This window comes from Roseibium sp. RKSG952 (assembly GCF_009711355.1).
Map to the genome: position 1 here is coordinate 1 of NZ_SMMF01000746.1, position 6,542 is coordinate 6,542.

At 56.1% G+C, this 6,542-nt stretch carries 4 protein-coding genes; 1 reads left to right on the forward strand and 3 read right to left on the reverse strand.

Annotation, left to right across the window (positions count from 1 at the left end):
- Positions 1 to 161: 161 nt before the first annotated feature.
- The 3 genes from E1297_RS05390 to parE all read right to left on the reverse strand — a co-directional run bounded on the left by E1297_RS05390 (position 162) and on the right by parE (position 4,749).
- Positions 162 to 1,586, reverse strand: a complete 1,425-nt coding sequence (locus tag E1297_RS05390) for a DEAD/DEAH box helicase (protein ID WP_155134923.1) — start codon at positions 1,584 to 1,586, stop codon at positions 162 to 164.
- Between the two features lie 264 nt (positions 1,587 to 1,850).
- Positions 1,851 to 2,627, reverse strand: coding sequence for a hypothetical protein (locus E1297_RS05395; RefSeq protein WP_155134926.1), 777 nt, complete (start codon positions 2,625 to 2,627; stop codon positions 1,851 to 1,853).
- Between the two features lie 91 nt (positions 2,628 to 2,718).
- Positions 2,719 to 4,749, reverse strand: a complete 2,031-nt coding sequence (gene parE, locus E1297_RS05400) for a DNA topoisomerase IV subunit B (RefSeq protein WP_155134929.1) — start codon at positions 4,747 to 4,749, stop codon at positions 2,719 to 2,721.
- Between the two features lie 622 nt (positions 4,750 to 5,371).
- Here parE and E1297_RS05405 point away from each other — a divergent pair.
- Complete coding sequence (locus E1297_RS05405; protein WP_209015654.1) at positions 5,372 to 6,274, forward strand: tetratricopeptide repeat protein; 903 nt, start codon at positions 5,372 to 5,374, stop codon at positions 6,272 to 6,274.
- The last annotated feature ends 268 nt before the right edge of the window (positions 6,275 to 6,542 follow it).

The following is a 6,542-nucleotide window of genomic DNA, read 5'->3' on the forward strand; positions in this document are numbered from 1 at the left end:
AAATGTGCGAAAAATTTTATACGTTATCCCTTGCCTTACTGCGAGCTGTGCTGGTCTTGTCACAAAATATTTGCATGACACAAAAATGATCAAGCCACCGGAAGCGTGACCGCTTCCGGTGGCTTGAGCGCAAGTCTCGATGATTTGATGACAGGCCGGTATCAGGAAGCTTTCTTCGGGCGGGGTTCGCGCAACAGAAATGCAGGGATATGCGTTCCCGGTCCGAAGGCCGGTTCCAAACGGTCAGAAGTTACGCGTTTTTGCGGTTTTGCCGAGGAGGCATTTCGTGCCGGACGCCGGCGCTGGGTCGGTAGGTCTTCGGTTTCGATAATGCTGTCCGCCATGTCCTGCTTGTCGTTTTTGGTCGATCTGCGTTTGGTGGTGTTCGGTTTGGCCTGCTCCGGCTTTGCCGTTTTCGCGCGTCTGGCCGCTTTGCGCTCTTCTGCGGCTGCTTCGAAGTCCAGCGGGTCACCGGTCCAGTCGATCGATTTTGTTATCAGGGTTTCGATCGCCGACAGGTATTTCTGATCGCCACTGGTTACAAGGGTATAGGCGACCCCCTTGCGGCCCGCACGTCCGGTCCGGCCAATGCGGTGAACATAGTCTTCTGCGTGTGTCGGGACATCGTAATTGAAGACATGGCTGACCTCCGGAATATCGAGACCACGTGCGGCCACGTCACTGGCGACAAGCAGCTTGATATTGCCCTTCCGGAAGTTGTCGAGCATCAGCATCCGGGTGCGCTGGTCCATATCGCCATGCAGGCAGCCGACATTGTAGCCGTGCTTTTCCAGAGACCGGAACAGGGTGGAGATATCGCGTTTGCGGTTGCAGAACACAATGGCGTTCTGAAGGTCTTCCGATCCCTCCAGCAGCTCCCGCAATGCTGCGCGCTTGTCGTAGTCCTTCGACTGGGAGGCTTTCAGCAGCTGAGTGACATTGGCAGATGTCGACGACGTCGGAGCAACTTCGATCTGAGCGGGGTTCTGCAGAAAGGCTTCCGTCAGGCGCTGGATTTCCGGCGGCATGGTTGCCGAGAAAAACAAGGTTTGCCGCGTGAATGGGATCAGTTTGCAGATCCGTTCGATATCCGGGATGAAACCCATGTCGAGCATGCGGTCAGCTTCGTCGATGACCAGAATTTCCACACCCTGGAGCAAGAGCTTGCCGCGTTCAAAGTGGTCGAGAAGGCGCCCCGGTGTTGCGATCAGCACGTCGGTGCCGCGATCGAGCTTTTTGTCCTGTTCCGCAAACGAAACCCCGCCGATCAAAAGCGCGACATTGAGCTTGTGATTCGTTCCGTATTTCTCGAAGTTCTCTTCAACCTGTGCCGCAAGTTCGCGCGTCGGTTCAAGGATCAGCGTGCGCGGCATGCGAGCGCGAGCGCGTCCTTTTTCCAGCAGCGTCAACATGGGCAAAGTGAAACTGGCTGTCTTGCCTGTCCCGGTCTGGGCAATGCCGAGTACATCGCGGCGCTCGAGCACTTGCGGAATGGCGCCTTTTTGGATTGCGGTGGGTTCTGTATATCCGGCAGCTTCAACTGCAGCGAGGACTTTCTCGCTAAGACCGAGAGTATTAAATGACATTTAGCCGTATGACCAGGTTTTAAGATTGGGTCGAAGACCAGGGGCTTGGACCACCCTTGAAGTCGTCGCCACCCTACATTTAAAACCTCTCAAGTCAATGGATCGAAGAAGTTAATTTGCGTGTTGGCATACAATATCTGTGTCGAAGCCAGTGTTTGTGTTGATCAAGCGCTTCTAGAAGACGGGAATTTGTTTTGCCGGATAGCTTTCGACACATTTGGACTATCGCTTATTTTGGGCCGTATGGGCGGATTTATGCCGCCATCAGTTGCTGCGAGCCGGCCTCAATTCCGCTGCGTAAGGACTTGAAGTCAAGCGTGGTGCGGCTGCGTTCTGCGTAACGGTTGCGAAAAGCTGGCCATCATTGGCATAGCGCCTATGCAACAGGCTGGCGGCGGGTGAACGGACGAGTTCGTTCATGAGGGTTTTCCGGCTTGAAGGGGCCGTTTTTTGGGTGAGTTCGGCGAGGTCGTGTCCTCGGGCCTGAAGCAGACGTGCCAGCTCCGCCAATCCGTTGGCCGGGCCATCAATGTCAATAAGCAAATCCGGAATGATCTTGTTCCGATAGCTTAAAATCGCAGTTTGGCTGCGGATCAAATTGTCGGCATGCAGGTCCGGAAGCGCTGCGACCTTGGCTGCAAATGCAGCAATGGGCATTGATTTGACAAAACGCTTTTCCTCGAAATAGGCGGGAAGTGCCATATCGCCCAGAATCACGTTTTCGTAGCAGGATACGATGCGCGCCAGCGGCGACTGAATAAATGAAAACGTCGGCATTCCAGGATATTTTCGGACATACTCCCGTGCAGTCAGCAGTTCTACGTCGCTTTGCCAAACTTCTGATGCGCTGGCGCAGTTGAAAGCATGCTTGGCGCGTACAGACCTGCCGCCTTTGAGGGCTGTAATAATGGGGAGGGCCATCAAAAACGGATCACCCGGAATGCGTCCGTAAGCAATACCGATTTCAGGAAACACCATGAAAGTGTGATGGCGCAGTGGCCGTCTTTTTTTGTCCAATAGATTGTAAACGGCACCAAACACAACACTATCCCCGTACAATTAACCAAGGCTTCGTCGGAACTGCGGGCGTCCCCTGGATTGTGCGCCGCAACGAGTTACCTTGATCCTGCCCCTAAATATCCAAGTCTTCAGCAAATTCCGCGTTTTCCTGTATGAACCGAAAACGCGCGTCCGGTTTATTCCCCATCAAACGTTCTACCGTATCATTTGTATCCGCAATACGGTCTTCCAGCACGCTGACGCGAAGCATGGTGCGCCGCGCAGGATCCATGGTCGTTTCCTTGAGCTGTGCGGGCAACATTTCGCCCAAGCCCTTGAATCGGCCGATTTCGACTTTCCCCCTGCCTTTGAATTCGCGCTCCAGAAGCTCATCTTTGTGCAAATCGTCGCGTGCGTAAAGTGTTTTACCACCCTGAGTAAGCCGGTAAAGGGGGGGGACCGCCAGATACAAATGTCCATTCCGGATCAATTCCGGCATTTCTCTGTAAAAAAACGTGATCAGAAGCGATGCAATATGAGCGCCGTCCACATCGGCGTCCGTCATGATCACGATTTTTTCGTATCGCAGATCGCTATCGCGATATCCCGACCGGGTGGCGCAGCCAAGAGCCTGAACCAGATCCGCAAGTTGCTGGTTTGCCGCCAACTTCTCCCGTCCCGCGTTCGCCACATTGAGGATCTTGCCGCGCAACGGCAAAACCGCCTGGTTGGCGCGATTTCGGGCCTGTTTCGCAGAGCCGCCGGCCGAATCCCCCTCGACGATAAAGAGTTCGGTGCCGTCAGACTGATTGGCGGAACAGTCCGCGAGCTTTCCGGGCAGGCGCAGTTTCCTGACGGCAGTCTTGCGGGCGACATCTTTTTCCTGGCGGCGGCGCAGCCGTTCGTCCGCCCGGTCGATCACCCATTCGAGCAGTTTGTTTGCCTGATTTGGTGATGCTGTCAGCCAGTGATCGAATGCATCGCGGATCGCGTTTTCGGTAATCCGCGTGGCTTCATTGGTGGCCAGCTTGTCTTTGGTCTGTCCGACGAATTCCGGTTCCCGGATGAAAACCGACAACATGCCGCCAGCGGATGTCAGGATGTCGTCCCCGGTGATGATCGAGGCTTTCTTGTTGTTTGTCAGCTCGCCATAAGCCTTCAAACCGCGCAACAGGGCGTATCTCAGGCCTGCTTCGTGGGTTCCTCCCTCAGGTGTCGGGACCGTGTTGCAATAGGAGGAGATGAAGCCGTCGCCTGCAAACCAGGAAACTGCCCATTCCACCGATCCGTGGCTGCCCGCCTTGTCGGTCTTGCCCGCAAACACGTCATCGACAACCCGGCGTTCCTTGTTCAGCCGTTCTTCAAGGAAGTCCCGCAGCCCGCCCGGAAAGTGGAAAACGGCTTCGGCGGGTGTCGTGTCTTTTTCCGGAATGAGAACCGGATCGCAATGCCAGCGGATTTCGACGCCGCCGAAGAGATATGCCTTGGAGCGCGCCATCGTCAGCAGACGGGAAGGCTTGAACTCTGCGGTTGCGCCGAAGATTTGCGGGTCCGGTTTGAACCGGACCATTGTGCCACGCCGGTTCTGGGTGTCTCCGACAAGTTCTAGCCGCCCATCCGCAATGCCACGGCGGAACGTCTGTCGGTACAGCTTGCGGGCCTTTGCGACTTCGACAACCAGTTCTTCCGATAGCGCGTTGACCACCGATATGCCGACGCCATGCAAGCCGCCCGAAGTCTCGTAGACCTTCGAATCGAATTTGCCGCCCGCGTGAAGGGTGGTCATGATCACTTCCAAAGCGGACTTGTCCTTGAACTTCGGGTGCGGGTCGACCGGAATACCGCGCCCGTTGTCCGTAATCGTCAGGAACCCGTCGGCAGAAAGGGTAACGTCAATCCATGTGGCGTGGCCGGCCACGGCTTCGTCCATCGAGTTGTCGATGACTTCCGCAAACAGATGGTGGAGCGCCTTTTCATCCGTGCCGCCAATATACATGCCCGGCCTGCGCCGAACCGGTTCAAGGCCTTCGAGTACCTCGATATCGGCAGCGGTGTATTCGTCGGCTGAAACGGAGGCAACCGGACGGCTCTTGGGTGCTGGGGCGGAAGCCTTGGAAAGCGAAGCTGCCGTACCGCCTGCGAAGAGATCGTCTTTTGCACTCATTCTGGTCAATATCCGTTGGTTTTTCCGAGCCGTTTCGTGTGCCCGACACAGGCTTTATCATTTCAGATGCAACGCAATACAGCAAAATGTTGTTTCTTTCCCCACGCACTTTCCCCGTGGATGTGGCCAGTTGGCATGGAAAACAGCTGTTGGACCCAAAGACTTCCGATTGTCTTGATCATGAAGTGAAATCATGGCGTTAGTCGTGGTGTCGTTTGATGCTGCCGGGGGATATGAGCTGGAGCCCGAGGGTCTGCTTCTGGGCTGTGGCCTTGAAGCAACACAGTGCAGGAGAGTCACACTCCCCCCCTGACTCACCCATTGATGCCGCGGTTCGGCCATGATTGATCATAATGTAGCAAGGCGACGGGAAGTACTGCCGCTCTTCATAATGAGCAGTTCCTCTCGTGTATGGGATGGCGGGAATATGGGTGCCGGATAGGACCTGTGCCGGGAAACGGCACTGGACGATATCCGGTTGGCATCGAAATGAATCCCAGCTCTTGCCACAATCGTGCCCGGTCGGGTCCTACAAAGGCCGGAATGCCGGGATACGCTTGGGTAGCTAGGGTTGAGTGTCGATATCTGCAGGTTGTTGCTGCAGGAAGGTGAGTGTGAGGGTATGGCCTCTGTCAGGCAGACATTAGAAGGCGGGCGGAAGACGCAGTCGCAAACCGGCGAGCGGTTCGCGTTTGCCCGGATGTGCGCGATCGGTCTGGTTTCAGGATTTTTGAGCCTGAACCCATCTGTGGTCATGGCATTTGATGGCACTCCCATGGACCCCGACACTCAAATCGGACCCGACGTGGTGAGCCCGAGTGAAGCCCTTCGCAAGGGCGCGCGGCAGTATTACTCCGGTGACAAGACGGCAGCTTTGGTCTCGTTGCAATATGCCGCCGACCATGGCCAGTCCATGGCTGCCTGGAAGCTTGGCGAAATGTATGCGCAGGGCGACGGGGTACAGGAAGACGATCTGAAAGCGTTCCAGTACTACAGCCAGGTTGTCCGGGAACATGGCGAGGAAGGGCCGAACGGCCCGGACGCTCCCTTCGTCTCGAGCGCTTTCGTTGCATTGGGCGGCTACTATCGCGACGGGATCGGGGATCGTGTGCAAGCTGATCCAGTTCGTGCAAAGCAGATCTTCACCCATGCAGCGTCCTATTTCGGAGACGCGCAAGCTCAGTATGAATTGGGGCGCCTGTATCAAGACAGCAATGCGCGCATGGCGGTCCGCTGGTTCAATCTGGCTGCGATCAAGGGACATATCGGTGCGCAGGCCCGGCTTGGGGAGGCGCTGTTCAGCATTGGCCAGACAGATGGCCGCAAGGCGCGTGGCCTGATGTGGTTGTCGGTTGCTCTGGCGCAAGCCGGCTCGGCCAATCAGACCTGGATCCGGGATCTGCATGAAGCCTATTTCGCGGCTGCCGACGAGAACGTCCGCTCACAGGCCCGGAAGATGACCCAAGCTTGGCTGTCCAGCAACAAGCCGGATCTGGCAACGGCGCAAACCGTGGCCATGGAATGACTTCCGTCAGAGTGGTTTAGTCCGGATTAAAGCAGAACTGCGGTTAGCGGAATCTGCATTAAATGACATGTCTGCAATCCCGCATTTGATGAGACAAATCCGGTATCGGCATTTCTTGGTAGGATTTTGGCCGCCGCGTTTGTCCTTGATTCACCAATATGATTGCGGTCAAGACGAGAGCAATTGCTTCGAGTGCGCGCGTGGAGCACGTCTTTCACGGAGTAATCGACACCCGCCACGGCGGTTCATCCCCGCGTGTGCGGGGAAC